This window comes from Micromonospora sp. MH33, from assembly GCF_003013775.1.
GTDB lineage: Bacteria > Actinomycetota > Actinomycetes > Mycobacteriales > Micromonosporaceae > Micromonospora > Micromonospora fulviviridis.
Genome location: NZ_MUYZ01000026.1, coordinates 25,208 through 41,966 on the forward strand (window position 1 = coordinate 25,208; position 16,759 = coordinate 41,966).

General features: G+C 71.3%; 19 protein-coding genes and 1 pseudogene. 15 read left to right on the top strand and 5 right to left on the bottom strand.

All coding sequences use genetic code 11. The features are described from left to right. Positions 1-2: 2 nt before the first annotated feature. Genes B0E53_RS07130 through B0E53_RS07140 form a run of 3 tightly spaced genes read left to right on the top strand, consistent with a single transcriptional unit; the run spans position 3 to position 2,537 of the window. Entirely contained in the window at positions 3-956 is a 954-nt protein-coding gene (locus tag B0E53_RS07130; protein ID WP_210405969.1) for an alcohol dehydrogenase catalytic domain-containing protein, read from the top strand. Further along, a complete protein-coding gene (locus B0E53_RS07135; protein ID WP_107075263.1) occupies positions 953-1,993 on the top strand; it encodes an FAD-dependent oxidoreductase in 1,041 nt (346 codons plus the stop codon). Before B0E53_RS07130 ends, B0E53_RS07135 begins: the two co-directional genes overlap by 4 nt. A 7-nt stretch (positions 1,994-2,000) precedes the next feature. Next, positions 2,001-2,537 (top strand): DinB family protein, encoded by a 537-nt coding sequence (locus tag B0E53_RS07140; protein ID WP_107075264.1) that lies wholly within the window; start codon positions 2,001-2,003, stop codon positions 2,535-2,537. Here the strand turns inward: B0E53_RS07140 and B0E53_RS07145 are convergent. The 3 genes from B0E53_RS07145 to B0E53_RS07155 all read right to left on the bottom strand — a co-directional run bounded on the left by B0E53_RS07145 (position 2,507) and on the right by B0E53_RS07155 (position 4,801). Beyond that, positions 2,507-3,175 carry a GntR family transcriptional regulator gene (locus B0E53_RS07145; RefSeq protein ID WP_210405970.1) on the bottom strand — a complete coding sequence of 223 codons (669 nt, stop codon included), beginning with the start codon at positions 3,173-3,175 and terminating at the stop codon, positions 2,507-2,509. The genes B0E53_RS07140 and B0E53_RS07145 overlap by 31 nt on opposite strands. Positions 3,176-3,241: 66 nt before the next feature. Next, a complete protein-coding gene (locus B0E53_RS07150) occupies positions 3,242-4,045 on the bottom strand; it encodes a cytochrome c biogenesis CcdA family protein (protein ID WP_107075265.1) in 804 nt (267 codons plus the stop codon). 3 nt (positions 4,046-4,048) lie between these two features. Next, positions 4,049-4,801 (bottom strand): thioredoxin domain-containing protein, encoded by a 753-nt coding sequence (locus tag B0E53_RS07155; protein WP_210405971.1) that lies wholly within the window; start codon positions 4,799-4,801, stop codon positions 4,049-4,051. Positions 4,802-4,869: 68 nt separating this feature from the next. Between B0E53_RS07155 and B0E53_RS07160 the strand changes: the two genes are divergently transcribed. The 6 genes and pseudogenes from B0E53_RS07160 to B0E53_RS40365 all read left to right on the top strand — a co-directional run. Continuing rightward, positions 4,870-6,111: an MFS transporter gene (locus tag B0E53_RS07160; RefSeq protein WP_107075267.1), complete on the top strand. Its 1,242-nt coding sequence runs from the start codon at positions 4,870-4,872 to the stop codon at positions 6,109-6,111. Next, positions 6,108-6,596: a MauE/DoxX family redox-associated membrane protein gene (locus B0E53_RS07165; RefSeq protein WP_107075268.1), complete on the top strand. Its 489-nt coding sequence runs from the start codon at positions 6,108-6,110 to the stop codon at positions 6,594-6,596. The genes B0E53_RS07160 and B0E53_RS07165 overlap by 4 nt, the downstream gene beginning before the upstream one ends. Positions 6,597-6,946: 350 nt before the next feature. Further along, on the top strand, positions 6,947-7,099 hold the full coding sequence (locus B0E53_RS37400; RefSeq protein WP_168215252.1) for a hypothetical protein: 153 nt from the start codon (positions 6,947-6,949) through the stop codon (positions 7,097-7,099). A gap of 20 nt (positions 7,100-7,119) precedes the next feature. Beyond that, positions 7,120-7,332, top strand: a complete 213-nt coding sequence (locus tag B0E53_RS07170; RefSeq protein ID WP_107075269.1) for a hypothetical protein — start codon at positions 7,120-7,122, stop codon at positions 7,330-7,332. A 213-nt stretch (positions 7,333-7,545) separates the two neighbouring features. Beyond that, a complete protein-coding gene (locus B0E53_RS07175) occupies positions 7,546-8,757 on the top strand; it encodes a cation:proton antiporter (protein ID WP_107075270.1) in 1,212 nt (403 codons plus the stop codon). A gap of 110 nt (positions 8,758-8,867) precedes the next feature. Next, positions 8,868-9,107: pseudogene (locus B0E53_RS40365) on the top strand (NADH-quinone oxidoreductase subunit H); the annotation flags it as partial. Positions 9,108-9,142: 35 nt separating this feature from the next. On the opposite strand, the gene B0E53_RS07185 reads toward B0E53_RS40365, so the two are convergent. Next, positions 9,143-10,462: a DUF2254 family protein gene (locus tag B0E53_RS07185; RefSeq protein WP_168215253.1), complete on the bottom strand. Its 1,320-nt coding sequence runs from the start codon at positions 10,460-10,462 to the stop codon at positions 9,143-9,145. A 356-nt stretch (positions 10,463-10,818) separates the two neighbouring features. On the opposite strand from B0E53_RS07185, the gene B0E53_RS07190 reads away from it, so the two are divergent. Continuing rightward, on the top strand, positions 10,819-12,273 hold the full coding sequence (locus B0E53_RS07190; protein ID WP_107075273.1) for a cation:proton antiporter: 1,455 nt from the start codon (positions 10,819-10,821) through the stop codon (positions 12,271-12,273). A 61-nt stretch (positions 12,274-12,334) separates the two neighbouring features. After that, on the top strand, positions 12,335-12,517 hold the full coding sequence (locus tag B0E53_RS07195) for a hypothetical protein (protein WP_146167609.1): 183 nt from the start codon (positions 12,335-12,337) through the stop codon (positions 12,515-12,517). A gap of 171 nt (positions 12,518-12,688) precedes the next feature. Here the strand turns inward: B0E53_RS07195 and B0E53_RS37405 are convergent, their stop codons facing one another. Next, the gene (locus B0E53_RS37405) at positions 12,689-12,841 is read right to left on the bottom strand and encodes a hypothetical protein (protein WP_168215254.1); all 153 of its coding nucleotides are present in this window, start codon (positions 12,839-12,841) and stop codon (positions 12,689-12,691) included. 347 nt (positions 12,842-13,188) lie between these two features. Between B0E53_RS37405 and B0E53_RS07200 the strand changes: the two genes are divergently transcribed. The 4 genes from B0E53_RS07200 to B0E53_RS07215 form a co-directional block, all read left to right on the top strand. Continuing rightward, positions 13,189-14,112, top strand: coding sequence for a cytochrome b N-terminal domain-containing protein (locus B0E53_RS07200; protein ID WP_107075275.1), 924 nt, complete (start codon positions 13,189-13,191; stop codon positions 14,110-14,112). Positions 14,113-14,156: 44 nt separating this feature from the next. Next, the gene (locus B0E53_RS07205; protein WP_210405972.1) at positions 14,157-14,597 is read left to right on the top strand and encodes a YetF domain-containing protein; all 441 of its coding nucleotides are present in this window, start codon (positions 14,157-14,159) and stop codon (positions 14,595-14,597) included. A 178-nt stretch (positions 14,598-14,775) separates the two neighbouring features. After that, positions 14,776-16,542, top strand: a complete 1,767-nt coding sequence (locus B0E53_RS07210; RefSeq protein WP_107075277.1) for a thiamine pyrophosphate-binding protein — start codon at positions 14,776-14,778, stop codon at positions 16,540-16,542. Further along, positions 16,539-16,759: FAD-binding oxidoreductase (locus tag B0E53_RS07215; protein WP_146167610.1), on the top strand; the 221-nt coding region annotated here is incomplete at its 3' end. The genes B0E53_RS07210 and B0E53_RS07215, both read left to right, overlap by 4 nt.

A 16,759-nucleotide genomic window follows, 5' to 3' on the forward strand; every position in this document is an offset into this window, starting at 1 on the left:
CCGTGCGGCCGCGTACGCCGGCGCCCGGCGAGGTGCGGGTCGATGTCGAGGCGACCGGCATCTGCGGCGCGGACGCCGGCACGGTCGCCGACCGTACGCCCGGGGGAGGTTTCCCGATCACCCCGGGGCACGAGGTCGCCGGGATGATCGCCGAGGTCGGCCCGCAGGTGGCCGGCTGGCAAGTGGGGGAGCGGGTGGCCGTCGGCTGGTTCGGCGGCAGCTGCGGGCATTGCACGGCCTGCCGCACCGGTGATGTGGTGCACTGCCCGGACCGGCAGGTGCCAGGCTTGTCCTACCCGGGCGGGTGGGCCAGCACCATTACCGTCCCGGCCGCGGCCCTCGCGCGGGTCCCGGACGGGCTGGCCGCTGTCGAGGCGGCACCGTTCGGCTGCGCCGGGGTGACCACCTTCAACGCCCTGCGGCACGGCGGCGCCGAGCCCGGCGACCGGGTCGCGGTGGCCGGCATCGGCGGCCTGGGCCACCTAGCCGTGCAGTTCGCCGCAGCCATGGGCTACGAGACCATCGCGATCGGCCGCGGCGAGGACAAGCGGCAGGCCGCCCAGGACCTGGGCGCCCACCATTACATCGACTCCCGTGCCCAGGATCCCGGCACCGCGGTGCGCGAGCTCGGTGGAGCCCGGTTGATCGTCTCCACCGCCGCCAGCAGCAGCCTACTCACGAACCTGATCGATGGGCTGACCCCTCACGGCCGGCTCACCGTCGCCGGATTCGACGCGGCCGCCGTGCAGTTGCCGATGGTCAAGTTCGTCATGCACGCCCGCAGCCTCACCGGCCACCTGACCGGCAGCCCGGCCGACACCGAACAGGCGATGCGCTTCGCGGTCGCCACTGGAGTCCGCCCGCTGGTGCAGACGCTGCCGCTGGCCGAGGCCGAGCGGGCTCTCAAGGTCCAGCAGGCGGCCGACGCCCGATTCCGGATGGTGCTGACCCCATGAGCGACGTCGTCGTCATCGGTGCTGGCGCCGCGGGGCTCACCGCGACGACTGCGTTGCGCGCGGCCGGTCTCGACGCGATCTGCGTGGAGGCTCGCGACCGGGTGGGTGGCCGGTTGGCCACGACTGAGGGGTACGACTTGGGCGCCACCTGGTTCTGGGACGGCGAACACCGCGTCGCCGACCTCGTCGCCCGGCTCGGCGTCCCGATCTTCGACCAGCACCGCTTCGGCGACGCTATCGTGCAGGACCACACCGGGATCCGGCGCTTTGCCGGCAACCCTATCGACGTGGCGGCCTACCGCTTCGGTCCCGGCGCCAACGCCCTGGCCGCGGGTCTTGCCGCCCAGCTCCCGGAAACGGCGCTGCGCATGTCGACCCCGGTCACCGGCATCCACCTCGACGGTGACACCGTCGAACTGCGCACGGCGTCCGAGGCCTTGCGCGCCCGCCAGGTCGTCCTCGCGGTCCCGCCCGCGCTTGCTGTGGCCCGCATCGACTTCCACGACGGGCTTGACACCGACTTGCTTCGCAGAGCCGAAGCCACCCCGGTGTGGATGGGCGCCGTCGCCAAGGTCGTCGCCTGCTACAGCACCCCGTTCTGGCGTACGAAGGGACTCGCCGGCGCGGCGATCAGCCGGACCGGACCGTTGCGCGAGATCCACGACATGTCCGGCCCGGACGGCACCCGCGCCGCGCTGTTCGGCTTCACCCCCGCCGCCGCCCTGCGCCCAGGCTTCGAGGCCGCGGTGACCGCCCAGCTCACCCGCATGTTCGGCCCGGAAGCCGCCCGGCCCGAGACGCTGCACGTGCAGGACTGGAGCGCCGAGCGGTGGACCTCCCCGCCCGGCGTGGAGCAGCGGATGGACTACCGGCTCTTCGGCCACCCCCGCTACCAGCGTCCAGCCCTGAGCGGACGGCTGCACTGGGCCTGCACCGAGACCGCCCCCGACCACGCCGGCCACATCGAAGGCGCGCTCCACGCCGGAGAACAGGCCGCCCGCGCCGTGCTGACCGCCCTCGAAACCAGGATTGGATGACCACGACATGTTCGAGATCCCGGACCTGCTGCGTGAGTACGACCGCGCCCGCGCCTACACCGACCAGCTGTGGACCGACCTGAGCGCCGACGAGGTGGCGTGGCGCCCGCACGAGAACTTCAGCGCGATCGGCTGGCACCTGGGTCACCAGGCGCACGTCGCCCACTTCATGATCCGCAACCTGACCGCGGCCGAGCCGAGCCCCGACCCGGAACTCGACCCGGTGATGGACTCCGCGAATCCGGAACCGGGCCGTGGCCGGCTGCCGGACCTGAGCCGGCTGGCAGCGTTCCGCGCCGATGTGGCCGACAGCATCCACCGCCGTGTCGGCGCCATCCGCGACGGCCGGGTCGGCGCGCCCCGGCAGCTCACCATCGTGGCGAAGACGCTGCTGACCGCGCTGATCAACCACGAGTACCAGCATGATCAGTGGATCGGTGAGGTCCGCTCCGGCGATCTGGGGCACGCGCTGCCGGACCGCCCGAAGTCCGACCTGATCACCGAACTCGACGGCTACCTCGTCGTGTGCGATCCGCGCTGGTAGCCGCTGGCGGAGGCCGGGATGTAGGTCTCGGCCAGGTGCTGGCGGAGCACGTCGGTGAACCCGTCGGCGTCACCGGCGTGCAGGCGCTCGACGAGGATCTCGTGCTCGGTCAGGATCTCGTCGCACCGGGCCAGGAGCCGGTCGCCCTTGCTGAACAGCAGGAACCGCTGCCGGTCGGACAGCCGGTCGTTGAGTTCGAGCAGGATGTCGTTGTCCGCGGCCTCCACGAAGGCACGGTGGAAGCCGATGGTCAACTCGATGAACTGCCGGATGTCCTTGGCCTCGAAGGCGGCGCGCTGCTGGTCGATCGACTGACGTAGCCGCTCGGCGAGCAGTTCCCGGACGGGGACGCTCGCCCGGCTGGCCCCCGTCGACTCCAGCATCAGGCGGGCGTCCTCCAAGTCGGCCACCGCCCGCTCGCTGAGACCCTGCACGAGCGCGCCGCGCTTGGGGTAGATGACGATCCATCCCTCGTCCTGCAGGCGGGTGAGCGCGGAGCGGACCGGTGTGCGACTGACCCCGATCTCGGCCGCGAGGGCCTCCTCGCCGAGCATGGTCCCGGCTGGGTGCACGCCGTTCAGGATGCCGCCACGGATCGCCTGGTAGGCCCGTTCCGCCGCACTCGCACTGTCTGCCAACGACGCTCCCATCACGATCACCGGATCCACGCACCACAAGTATCCATCGGCCCGCGGAGGGAGTCGTCACCGGCGGGCCGTTCGCGAGCGGACGACCAGCAACGCACCGAGAGCGCCGCCCACCGCGATCGCGGCCACGAGCAGATCCGGGACGCCGCTAGTGGCCTGCCGCACCCGGTCCTCGAGCGCCGCTTGGTCGGAGGCGCCGAGAATGCCGCTCAGCGAGGTGGTGCCATCGGTGGCCAGCAGCAGAACGCCGATCGCCGCCGTCAGCGTGCCGCCGACCAGGCCGGCCCAGGTGTTGCTCCAGCGGCCCAGGCGGATTCCGCGAGGCCGGACCATTTTGCGTACGAACGGAAGCCGCCCCCACAGCACGGCCAGAACCAGCAGCGGCAGGGTCATTCCGGCCGCGAAGACGAGCAGGACGATCCCGCCGTACAGGGCGTCGCCACCGACCGCTGCCACGGTCAGCACCGCGCCGAGCAGCGGGCCGGCGCACACCCCGGCGAGGCCGTAGATCGTGCCGAGCGCGTAGACGGATGCCGCCGAGGTGCCCTGCGTCCCACTGCGGGGCAGACCTGGAATCGGGAGGTTGGCCAGCATGACCAGGCCGAGCAGGATCACCACGACGGACGCGGCCGTGACGAACGTGTGCCGGTGCTGGTTGACGAACGCGCCCACGGTTCCGGCGAGCACACCCAGCGGCACCAGGGTGGTGATCAGCCCGGAGTAGAAGATCACGGTGCGGCTGAGCAGCAGGGCCGGGCTGGTGAAGGCGTAGGAGAAGAAGGCTGGCAACAGCATCGCCGAGCATGGGCTGAGCAGGGTGAGCACCCCGCCGAGGAAGGCGCCGAGAAGTCCCAGTTCCACGGCTTAGCCCGCCTTGGCGATCGCGTCGTCCAGGTAGCTCCGGAACACCGAGGAGGGCTGTGCGCCGGACAGGGTGCGGTCGCCGGCGACGAAGAAGGGGACGCTGGTGACGCCGAGCTGGGCGGCCTCGCTGTTGCTCGCATCGGCTGCGGCGCGCAGGCCGGGGTCGTCCAGATCCGTGGTGAACTTCGCGATGTCGGGCACGCCGGCCTTCTGCGCGTACGCGATCAGCTTCGCGCGCGGCAGGTCCGGGTGCTTGTGCTCGGGGGCGTCCTTGTACACCGCCCTGATGAACTCGAAGAACTTCCCCTGCTCGGCGGCGGCCCGAGCGGCGACGGCGGCCTGCTCGGACTGCTCGCCGAAGTACGCCACGTCGTGCACCTCGATGCGTAGCTTCCCGGTGTCCACGTACTCCTTGAGCAGCATCGGCAGCGTTTCCCGGTTGAAGACGGCGCAGTAGGGGCAGCGCATGTCGGTCCACTGAACGAGGACCACCGGGGCGTCCACGGCGCCGACCGCCATCGGGTCGGCCTGCGCACGGCGTACGAACGTGAATTCGCCCGCCCTGGCGCCCCCGGCACCCGCGCTGGCGCTGGGCGAGGCCGTCGGCGCCGCCACCTGGCGCCGTCCGTTGGTGAGGTGACCGGCCAAGACTACGCCGAGGAACGCGACGACCGCGACGGCCGCGACCGCGAGGCGTCGGTTTAGGCGCCGCCTGGCCGTCAGGAACCGGGCCGACTGCTTCGAGCTCTTCACGTTTTTAGGATACATGATGTATACATAAGGCTCCAGTCCTCACAGCGGCAAGGAAGCCTCGCACCCCGATGACCCCCACCGACTACGTCGCCAACCCCCAAGCCCGCCTGGCGCTGCACCAGCGAACCCTGAGCGTGGTGATGGCCTCGCAGGTGTTCAGCGGCGCCGGCCTGGCCGCCGGCGTCACCGTCGGCGCGCTGCTCGCCGAGCAGATGCTCGGCGCCAGCGCCCTGTCCGGCCTACCGGCGGCCCTGTACACCGGCGGGTCCGCCATCGCGGCGTTCGCCGTCGGCCGTCTGTCCCAGCGGCTCGGCCGCCGAGTGGGCCTTGCTGTCGGATACGCCGCCGGTACGCTCGGCGGCGCTGGAGTCGTCGCCGCGGCGGGCCTCGACAGTGTCGTCCTGCTGCTGATCTCCTTGCTGGTCTACGGTGCGGGCACCGCCACGAACCTGCAGGCCCGCTACGCCGGTGCCGACCTGTCCGCGCCGGGCCGCCGTGGCCGGGCGGTCAGCTCGGTGCTGGTCACCACCACCGTCGGCGCGGTCATCGGGCCGAACCTGGTCGCATCCACCGGCCGGTCCGCAGAGTACTTCGGCCTGCCCGCCCTCGCGGGGCCGTTCGCGCTGGCCGCGATCGCCTATGCGCTGGCCGGCGCGATCCTGTTCCTGCTGCTGCGCCCGGACCCGCTGCTGATCTCCCGGACACTGCACACCGAGACCGCAGCGACCGCGCCAGCGAGCCAGGCAGGTGGCGTGCCCGCGGGTGTGATCGCGGGGGCCGCGAGCATGATCCTCACGCAGCTCGTCATGGTCGCGGTGATGACCATGACCCCGGTTCACATGCAGGCCCACGGACACGATCTGGCCGCGACCGGTCTGGTGATCTCGCTGCACATAGCCGCGATGTACCTGCCGTCGCTGGTCACCGGCATCCTCGTCGACCGCCTCGGGCGGGTGCCGGTCGCGGTCGCCTCTGGTGTCACCCTGCTCGCCGCGGGCCTGGTGTCGGCCACCGCCCCGGACGACTCGGTGCCGCTGCTCGCCCTGGCCCTGATCCTGCTCGGCCTCGGCTGGAACCTCGGCCTGGTCTCCGGCACCGCCATGATCACCGACGCCGCCCCGGTCGAAACCCGCGCCAAGATCCAAGGCACCGTCGACCTCTGCATCGCCCTGGCCGGCGCGACCGGCGGCATCGCCAGCGGCCTGGTCATGACCGCCACCAGCTATGCCGCCCTCTCCATCACCGGGGGAGTGCTCGCCCTCGGTGTCATCCCGTTTGTCCTCTCCCGCACCCGACGGGCCGCGGCGTGACCACTGGGCTCGCCAGGCGGTCGCTGGCCTGGCCGTGGATCTCCACGCCAGCCCGGCTCGGGCTGGCCGCCGTCTGGCTGGTGGCGGGCGCCACCAAGGTCGGTGACCTGGCGGAGTCGGCGCGGGCGGTCAACGCTTACCAGCTGATGTCGTACGACGTGGCCAAGGCCGTCGGCGGGATCCAGCCGTTCCTCGAGATCGCGCTCGGCCTGCTCCTGGTGATCGGACTGTCGACCCGGCTCACCGCGGCGATCTCCGCCGCACTGCTGGTGATCTTCACCGCCGGGATCGCGTCGGCCTGGGCACGCGGCCTGCGCATCGACTGCGGGTGCTTTAGCTCCGGCGGTGAGCTGGGCGCCGGCCGCGACACCGAGTACGGCCTGGAAATCCTGCGCGACCTCGGGTTTCTGGCACTGGCCGGGCTGCTGCTGTGGCGCCCGCACACCTGGTATTCGCTCGATGATCTGTTGACGAGAAAGCGGTAAATTCCATGGCCAAGGCGAGTCGGAACCGGGGCGTGAAGGCCAGGGAGATCATCGAACGGCAGCGGGCAGCGGACCGCGTCAGGTCAGCGAGATCTGCCTCATCGTGGTTTCGGGTGGCTGCGTAGATGAAGGGCGGCGGCTCGGCAGAATAGCGTTCGATATCGCGCCAGCGGCTCATCACGACCTTCAACTGGCCGAAGACGCTGCCCGCGTCGGCTGCTGTCAGGGCGACCATCCTGGCCCGGTGCTCTCGCACGGCGGTGATCTCCAGTCGGTGCTCCTGCATGTGGGGTCCCGGGTGATGATCAGCCAGCCGCGGCTCGCGACCTGCGGGATCCATGGTCACGGCGGTGGTGCTGGGACGAATCGGGCTGGCGCAGTTGTGCGAGGCCGATGGCACCTCGGCCCAGTTGGCGGACGAGGTGCGCGGCATGGTCTCCGCCACCGCCGGCCGTGTGGTGCCCACCGTCGTCGACGCGGCCCGCGACGAACTCGACGGGTAGGCCACGATCGGGAGGACGTCATGCCGGACAAGCACCAGCAGGCCGAGGAGATGCGCGACGACGTGCCCTCGACCATCGCCCGCTCCGATGACAAGGCGGTCCGCACCTACAAGAAGACGCTGGAGTCGGCCGAGGACACCATCGGTGATCCCCAGAACATGAACAAGGACGAGCTGGTCCAGGCGATCGAGAAGGCCAACGCCCCAGCAACCGCCCGCGCCCGGCGGAAGTGAGCCGCCCCCGTCCTCCGCACGTCACCGTGCGACGGTGATCGATCCCCATGCCGGCCGTAGGATGCTGCAGCCGACGGTGCCCTGGTCCCACGGCTGACACCGGCCCCCGGCACCGGTCCGGGATGGGGCCGGTGTGCAACCCTCGTGCGCCCTGCCCAGACGGTCCAGCCCAGGCCCGGGCATGGCCGCCGGGACAACGGGTAGCGGGTCGACGTGAGTCCTCTCCTGCTCAGCTATGCCCTGGTCGGTGGTCTCGCCGTCCTGCTCGCCTTCGGATCGGGCGCCATCCGTCGGACCCTGCTCACCGAGCCCCTGCTCGCCCTTTGCCTGGGGATTCTGGCGGGCCCGGTCCTGAGCCTCATCGACGTCGCCGATCGGCTGGGCCCCGAGCTGATGCGGGAGGTCAGCCGAGCACTGCTGGCGGTGTCCCTGATGGCGGTCGCCCTGCGCTTCCCGATCACCGGCTACCGGACCGTGCTGCGACCGGTGCTCGTGCTGCTCTCCGCCGGCCTGGTGGGCATGGCCGTGGTCACCGCCGGCCTGTCGTGGCTGTTGCTCGGCCTCCCGCTGGGTATCGCCGCGGTGCTCGGTAGCTGTCTGGCCCCCACTGATCCAGTCCTGGCCTCCGGCATCGTCTCCGGCGGCCCCGCCGAGCGGCAGCTGCCCGACCGGCTCCGGCAGGTCATCAGCGGGGAGTCCGGCGGCAACGACGGCCTCGCGTTCCCCCTCGTCGTCCTCGCCCTGGCCGTCGTCGGCACGAAGCCGTGGGCCGACCAGGTGAGGTTGGCGCTGTGGGGTGTGCTCGGGGCGGTGCTCGTCGGCGCGGTCCTCGGCTGGCTGGCCGGCCACGGCCTGCGCGCGGCGAGCCGCCGGGACAGCCTCGACCAAGGCTCCCTGGTGGTCTTCGCCGTCCTGCTCGGGGTCGCCGCGCTCGGCGTCGCGCGGGTGCTCCACACCGACGGCATCCTGGCCGCCTTTGTCACCGGGCTTGCCTACAACGGAGTCATCCGGAACCAGCCGCGCATCGCCGAACAGAAGCTGGACGGCGCACTGACCCGCTACCTGGTGCTGCCGCTGTTCTTCCTGCTCGGCGTCGAACTGCCCTGGCGCGACTGGATCGACGCGGGCTGGCGGCTACCGCTCTTCGCCGGCGCCGTGCTGGCCCTGCGGCGGTTGCCTGTGGTGCTCGCGCTCAAGGCGCCGCTCGGCCTGCGCTGGCGGGAACTGGCCTTTCTTGGCTGGTTCGGTCCGATCGGGGTGTCGGCGCTATTCTACCTGTCCTTCATCCGCGACGAGGGCGCCCGCGATCCGCTGCTCTGGGCCGCGGGCAGCCTCGTCGTCGCCCTGAGCACACTGGTGCATGGATTGACGGGCATGCCGGGCCGGCGCTGGTACGCCCGAGATGGGCGACCGGCGGACAACTGAGCCGATCCTCTTCCCTCACCGGCCTGCGGCAGGAGCCCGCCACCGCGAAACGTCGCGTCTCGGAGCGACAACGGTCGGTGGTACGGCGTTTGACGCCCGGTGGCACGGAAATCGCCGGCCCCTGGTGGAGCGTCCTGCCCGCCGCCGGTGTGTTGCTCGGCACGGCGTTGGCCGCCGCGGTACTCGAGGGCGCCCTCGACCCGGCCGGCGGCCCGACCCTGCCGCACCGGGCGGGGCGACCGCTGTGGGAGGCCGCGCGGCTGCTCCGGCAGCGCAGGCGCAGGATCGTGGCGGCGGACACCCTGCTGTGGCGGCTCGGGCTGGCCGGGCCGTTGCTGGTGGCCCTGCTCACCGAAACTGCCGCTACCGAGCCGAACTGGCCGGATCAGTCGGTGCCGGAGTCAGCGGCGACCGACCCGGACGGCAAGTCGTCCATGACCTGCCGAAGCCGTTGGCGCGCTCGCCCGAGCTGAGGCGAGAAGGGGATCCGTTCCAACAGCGGGCCTGCGGTGGCGAGGTCCCGGCGGAGGCGATCACGAACCCCAGGCCCGGCTTGCCCGAGCAGGCGCCCGTACGCCTCCAGCACCTGCGCCGCCGTCATGTGCTGCTGCGACTCGTGAGAGACGACCAGCAGTGAGTAGAACACGTCCAGCACCTGGTCCAGGTCGGCATCCTGATATACGACGGCCAGGGGAGGGGCCTGCGCCTCGGGAGGTCCTTCGGCGAGCCAGCGGGCCGCGACGTCTCGCAGCGCGTGGATCGCACGCCGGGCCGTCTCCGGGTTGTGCTTGGCGGTGGAGCCGCTCGTCCATGCGATGTTGGCCAGCTCCTCGATACCAGTGCTGGCGTCGCTGTCCAGGTCCGGGCTGGCGCCGATGACTATGCTCGCGCCGACCTCGTCGGCTACCCGCTCCGCGCCAGCGCGATCGTCGTTCCGCACGGTCGCCATGACATCGCCGAAGGCCAGGTGACCGCCGAGCGTGACGTGCAGGTGGACCTCGGCGCGAGGGACCTGGTGCAGCGCGCCGGCCAGCCGGTCAAGGTCGATCCGGGTGACGTAGCCGCTGGTGGTGCTGCGGTAGGTGGCGCGCACCGGGTCCGCGGACAACTCCTGCCGCCGGGTGCGCACGATCAGGGGCAGTTCCAGCTGCCGGGCCCGCAGGGTCCGGTCGCGGATCTGGCCCAGCACGTTCACCGGCCGCATCTGATCGATGGTCGTGTACACCAGCGCCAGCAGGCCGACCAGGGCGAGGCCGGTAAGCAGGGTGGCGGGAGCCGCCCCGATGATCGGCGCGGTGTCGCCAGGCACCGCGGTCACGACGACGTAGGCGTAGAGCGTGAGGCCGACGAAGAACCCGAGCATCGCCTGGTTGCCCCGGCGACGGACGAACTGGTTGAAGACCACGGGAGACAGGCTCGTGGCTGTCTGCTGGACGGCCAGCAGCAGAACCGAGAAGGTGATCGAGGTGACGGTGACCAGGCCGGTGGCCACCGCCTGCAGGGCCGTGGTGGCGGAATCCCGGCCGATCACGTGGCCGATCAGGGACCGGATTCGGTCCACGCCGGGGGTGTGGGTCTGGTCAGCGACGATCGACGCCACCGCGAGAACCGTGAAGGCGGCGACGAAGGCCAAAGGGATCCCCGCGAATTCGCGCAGCGCCCGCGCCAGGCGTTGCTCGCTCCGGCCACCGGTGCTGCCGGACACAGCCGTCCGTAGGCGCACCTGACCATTCACCGACCTTCCCTCGTCCGCCTGGCTCCCCCTCACCCGGAGACCCGCATACGGGCCCGTTGTCGCAGGTGCGCCAAAGGCACGTCGAGCGCGCAGGCCGAGGGCAGACGCAGAGCGACCCGGGCCGATTGTCGAACTGCCGCAGCAGGTGGATCCGGTCGAGATGGCGGTAAGGCCTCCAGCGGCCTAATCCTGGCATCACCCGCGCTCGTCTCCGGCCACTTCCTCGGATCCGGGCTTCCCTGCGCTCGGTTAACACGCTTGGCAGCGGGTAGCGGTAGCGGACGTGCCGCCGATCGGACGGCGACGAGAACAGCATGAGGTGACGGTTGGCGGAGTTCGCGCTGTTCGTTGCGGTGCTCGGTACGGTGGCAGTTCTCGCCGTGCTGTCCAACCGTCTGGCCGACCGCCTGCGGCTGCCCGCGCCAGCGCTTTTCCTGTTCGCCGCCGCGATCCTCTCCGATTTGTATCCGAAGCTTAGCCAGTTGCCCCTGTACACCGTGCGGCACCTTGTCGAGATCGCTCTGGTGCTGGTGCTGTTCAGCGGGGGCATGAGCATGGGCTGGCGGCGGCTGCGGTCGTCGCTGGCGCCGGTCGCGGTGGTCGGCGTCGTGGGAACGTTGCTGACCGCCGGCGCGCTGGCGGTGGTGCTGCGTTGGCTCTTCGGGTTCGACTGGCTCGCCGCGCTGCTCGTCGGTACGGCGCTGTCGCCGACCGACCCGGCCGCGGTCTTCTCGGTGCTCGGCCGGCGCACCGTGGTGGGTCGCAGTGGCACCGTCATCGAGGGCGAATCCGGTGCGAACGACCCGGTGGGCATCGCCCTGATGGTCAGCCTGCTCGCGGCCGGAACCGCCGGCGGTTGGTCGGCTGTCGCCTCTGGCGCCGCTGAGTTCGCCCTGCAACTCGTGGTGGGCTCGACGTTCGGCCTGGCCGGCGGCTGGCTCATCCGGCAGCTGATGCGCCGGGTGAGCCTGCCCGACGAGAGCCTGTATCCGCTGCAGGTGCTCTTCGCCGCCGGGTCGGTCTACGGCGTGGCCACCCTTTCGCGCGGCTCGGGGTTCCTCGCCGTGTTCCTCGCCGGCATCGTGGTCGGTGACGCCCCTGCGCCGTTCAAGCGGGAGGTCCGCCGCTTTCACGGCGCCCTGGCCAGCCTGGGTGAAATCCTGGCGTTCGGCCTGCTCGGTCTCGTCGTCTCGCTGCGCAGCATGATCACCGAGAACGCCTGGCTGACCGGCCTGGCGCTCGCCGTGCTGCTCACCTTCGTGATCCGGCCGCTGGTCGTCGGTGGCCTGCTCACCGCTGTGCGGCTGCGCTGGGGTGAACGGATCTTCATCGTCTGGTCGGGGCTGAAGGGTGCTGTGCCGATCCTGCTAGGCACCCTCATTCTCACTACCGACCTGGAGCAGGATCTGCGGTTGTTCGACATCATCTTCGCCGTAGTGGCGTTCTCGATCGTGGTGCAGGGGGGACTGGTCCCGCTGGTGGCCCGCTGGTGCCAGGTGTCGATGCGGACCATCCCGCTGCAACCCTGGTCGGTCGGCATCCGGGTTCAGGGCGAGCCGATGGGTCTGCGGCACTACACAGTAACGCCTGGTGCGCCCGCCGACGGCCGGCCGCTGTTCGAGCTCAGCCGGGACGAGGGCGTGTGGGTCAGCCTGGTGAGCCGCGGCGGCGAGCATGTCCGGCTCGGCCGGGACACGGTGCTGCAGGTCGGGGACAGGGTCCTGGTGGCCGGCGGGGAGCAGTCGGCGGCGGAGCGCGTATTCACCGGCTCCGCCGAGTGAGACGTTTCATCACCGGCCCACCGGGTACCGCCGGACACCGGGCGAAAGGGCGGTGGGCAGCATGAACTTCGGCAAGTTGGGTGACCTGGCGGTGGGCACCGCGGGCGACGCGGCCGGCAGCGTGGTGGATCCGAAGGCCGCTCTCGGCAGGCTCCGCTCGGCTGTCACCCCGCGCACGGTCGTCACGCTGACCGCCGGCCTGCTCCTCGGCTATCTGGTGGCCCGGCCCAGGCGTCGCTCCTAAGAACGTCAGGTGCCGAGCAGCCGGCGGATCTCCCAGCGGCCCCGTGCCCGCCGCGACGGCGAGGAACCGCCGCAGCGTCGCCGGCGCTTCCGCCGGCCGGATACTTGCCTGGGCCGGGCCGAGCACCAGCAGCCCGTCGGATGAGCCGGGCGAGTCGGTGAGGACCTGGCCCTATGCTCCGCCCCGGGCGGCGTCCCCTGTCCGTAACAGCGCGAAGGAGAGGCGCAGCCGGACGACTTCGTCGGGCCGCTCCCGCAGGGCCTCGCGGTACATCTGGGCGGCGTCGTACCGCTGCTGGCCCTCCAAGTCCCGGGCCAGCCGCACTGCGACCGCCGTCGGGTCAGCCCCGGCGGCGCCAGCCGGTCGCCGGTCACGGCCACCGCTGTCACCAGGGTCGCCAACCCGACGGCGCAGACCCGCCAGGTCGCCTGGGCTCGCCCGGCCCCTGCGCCGAACGACCCTCCGGGCGGCGGCGACCACCTTCCCGGCGTCGGGGACACAGCGGGCGACGCCGGCACCGAGCAGCGCCGCCACCGGTACAAAACCCAGCGCAGCAGCGCCGGGCCGCGCAGCGGCGGCTGGCTCGTGGGCCTGCGGCGGCAGCGCCCCCGAGCGGGTGACGTCACCCGAGTCCCGCAGCCCGCTGCCGGCTGCGACGGAAGAGTCGTGCCATGAGCCGCCGGGCCTCCGACCGCCGCCTGCTGCTGGTCGCGCTGCCGTCGCTGCTCGCCGTGCCCGACTGCGCCAGCATCGACCCGCCGCCACCGCCGCAGGTACGCGCCGGTCGCCCCGACCGGGCCGCCACGCTCATCGCCCAGTACGGCTGCGGCTCCTGCCACACCCTTCCCGCCCTCGTCTCCGTGCACCTGGCGATGATCGTGCGGCAGAAGCACACCCAGTTCCGCGGGCCGGGACGGACCGAGCAGAACGTGGTCGGCTCCCTGTTCTACCCCAGCTACACTCTGCGCTCGCTGGCGCTGTTCGCCTGGGTGCTGGCGGTGCTGTTCGCCCTGGGCGGGCTCGTGCAGATCAACCCGGTCTGGCAGTACGGACCCTTCGCCCCGGCCCAGTCCACCGCACCGGCGCAGCCCGACTGGTACGTCGCCTGGGGCGACGGGGCACTGCGACTCTTCCCGCCGTGGGAGATCCACATCGCCGGCCACCTGGTGCCGGCGCCGTTCTTCCCCGGCGTGGTGCTCGGCGGCGTCACCTTCGGCGCCCTGTACGCCTGGCCGTTTCTGGAGCGGTGGTGCACGGGTGACCACCGCCAGCACCACCTGCTCGACCGGCCCCGCGACCACCCGGTCCGGATGGGCGTCGGGGTGCTCGCGTTGACCTTCTTCGGGGTGCTGGTCGTGGCGGCCGGCGACGACATCCTCGCCCGGCTGCTGCAGGTGCCGGTGTACGACCTGCTCAACGTGCTGCGCGTCCTGGTACTGGTGCTGCCCGTGCTCGCCGGGATGCTGGCCTTCCTGCTGGCCCGGGCGCTGCGCAGGTGGGGCAACGCCGCGCTCGGTGTCTCACTGCCCGCGGCCGCCCTCGAACAGCGTCGTGCCGGGCGCGGCGAGGGCGGGGATGGGCCGCAGCAGCAGTGAATGCGGTCACTGCGCTGATCGGGCACCCCGGCTGGCTGGGCTGGGTGGCACTGAAGGCGTTCCTGCTGTACGTCACCGCGGTGGTGGGGCTGCGCGCCGGCGGTCGCCGGACCCTGGCCGAGCTGTCCGCGTACGACTTCGTGGCCGCCGTGGCCGTGGGTGCGATCGTCGGTCGGCTGCCGAGCGCCCCCGATGCCAGCTACCTGTCTGGTGCCGTGACACTGCTGGCCATTCTGGCTGCCCATGCCCTGATCACCTGGGTGCGACTTATCCCCGCCGGCAGACGGTTGATCGAGCAGGGACCGGTGGTGGTCGTCTCCCACGGGCGGGTGCTCGCGGGCAATCTGCATCGCGCCGGTATGACCCGGGGCGACCTCGACGGCCTGCTGCGGGAGCACGGCGTGGCTGATGCCGCTGAGGTGCACCTGGCCGTCTTGGAGGGCTGGGGGCGCCTGTCGGTGCTGCGCCGCGAGGCGAGCGGGTGAGGGCCCAGGCGGACGGCGGGAGATTGCCAGGCATGTTTGGTTTGCCACCCGGAAGGCCGGGTAGCCGCCGGGCTGTCCGCCCTCGCCCGCTGTGTCCGGTACCGGGCCGGGCGCTGGTCGGTGCAGCCACCTGGCCGCGACCGACGGGTCGGACGAACCCCGGAACAAGGAGGATGACGTGCAGGAAATAGTGGGTGAGAGCTTGGCCCGACGGCTGGTGGAGTGGGGGGTCGACACCGTGTTCGGGCTGCCCGGCGACGGAATCAATGGCCTGATGGAGGGCTTCCGCCGGCAGCGGGAGAAGCTGCGGTTCGTGCTGGTGCACCATGAGGAGGCGGCGGCTTTCATGGCCACCGGTTACGCCAAGGCCACCGGCCGGTTGGGTGTGTGTGCGGCCACCTCAGGGCCAGGTGCCATCCACCTGCTCAACGGCCTGTACGACGCCAAGCTCGACCACGTGCCGGTGCTGGCGATCACCGGCATGCAGGAGACTTCGGTGCTGGGTTCGCACTACCAGCAGGAGGTGCACACCACCCAGCTCTACCAGGACGTCGCGGCGTACAACCTGATGGTCACCAACCCGCAGCAGATGCCGGCGGTGGTGGACCTCGCCATCCGAAACGCGTTGAGCAAGCGGACGGTCGCGCACCTGACCTTCCCCAACGACGTGCAGGTGGCGCCCGCAGACGAGGACCCGTACCGCCACGTCAGCCCCGGCAAGCCGCCGATGAGCGCGACGGTGGTGTCCTATCCGCAACTGCCGCCGAACCCGAGGGAGCTTGCGAAGGCGGCCGAGGTCCTCAAAGCCGGCCGCAAGGTCGCCATGCTGGTCGGTGTCGGTGCCCGTGGCGCCCGGGAGGAGGTCCTCGCCGTGGCCGAGGCCCTCGCGAGCCCGATCGTGAAGACGCTCCCGGGCAAACTGGTGGTGCCCGACGACCATCCGCTCACCACCGGCGGCCTCGGCCTGCTCGGCACCAGGCCGAGCGAGGAGCTGATGGAGGAGTGCGACACCCTGCTGATGGTCGGCACCTCCTTCCCGTACGGGAAATACCTGCCCTCCCCGGGCCAGGCCAAGGTCGTGCAGATCGACGTCGACCCCAGCCTGATCGGCATGCGGCTGCCGGTCAACGCCCCGGTCTGCGCGGACGCCCGGGAGGCGCTGCGGCAACTGCTACCGATGCTGGCGAACCGTCCGGACCGGTCGTTCCTGGAGACCTATCAGCGGAAGATGGACGCCTGGCGGTCGGACATGGCGAGCCTGCGGGACCCAGATCGCGACCCGATCGCCCCGCAGTACCTGATGGGTTGCATCGACGAGGCGGCCGCCGACGACGCGATCTTGACCTGCGACTCCGGCACGATCGCCACCTGGTCGGCACGGCACTGGACCATCCGCGGCGATCGAGAGTTCTACCTCTCCGGAAACCTGGCGACCATGGCACCCGGCCTCCCTTACGCGATCGCCATGCAGCACGCCTACCCTGGTCGGCAGGTGATCGCCTTCGTCGGTGATGGTGGATTCGCCATGCTCATGGCCGAGTTTCTCACCGCGGTCCGGCACGAGCTGCCGATCAAGGTCGTCATCAACAACAACAATTCGTACGGGCAGATCCTCTGGGAGCAGATCATCCTGGGCTACCCGGAGTACGCGGTGCGGCACCGCCAGCCGGAGGCGGACTTTTCCCCCTGGGCGCGCGGCTGCGGCGCCTTCGGGGTCAAGGTCATCGATGCCAAGGCGGTGCCTGGCGCCATCCGGGAGGCCCTCGCGCACCCCGGTCCGGCGCTTGTCGACTGCGACGTCAACCCGAACGAGCCGCCGATGCCCGGCAAGGTCAGGTACGACCAGGCCAAGCACTTCACCGAGGCGTTCCTGCGCGGCCAGCCGAACAAGATGGCCACCCTGGCCACGGTCGCCCGCGACAAGATCAACGAGCTGCGGTCATGAGTGAGGTCCTGCTCCCCGAACCGGTCCTGCGACCGCCCGAACCGGCCCAGGACATCGACTTGGCGGCGCTCGCCGCCGACCTGCGCGCCGAGGTGGACGGTGAGGTCCGTTTCGACGACGGCTCGCGCGCCGCGTACTCCACCGACGCCTCCAACTACCGGCAGATCCCGCTCGGCGTGGTGGTGCCCCGCACGGTGGAGGCGGCGGTGTCGGCCGT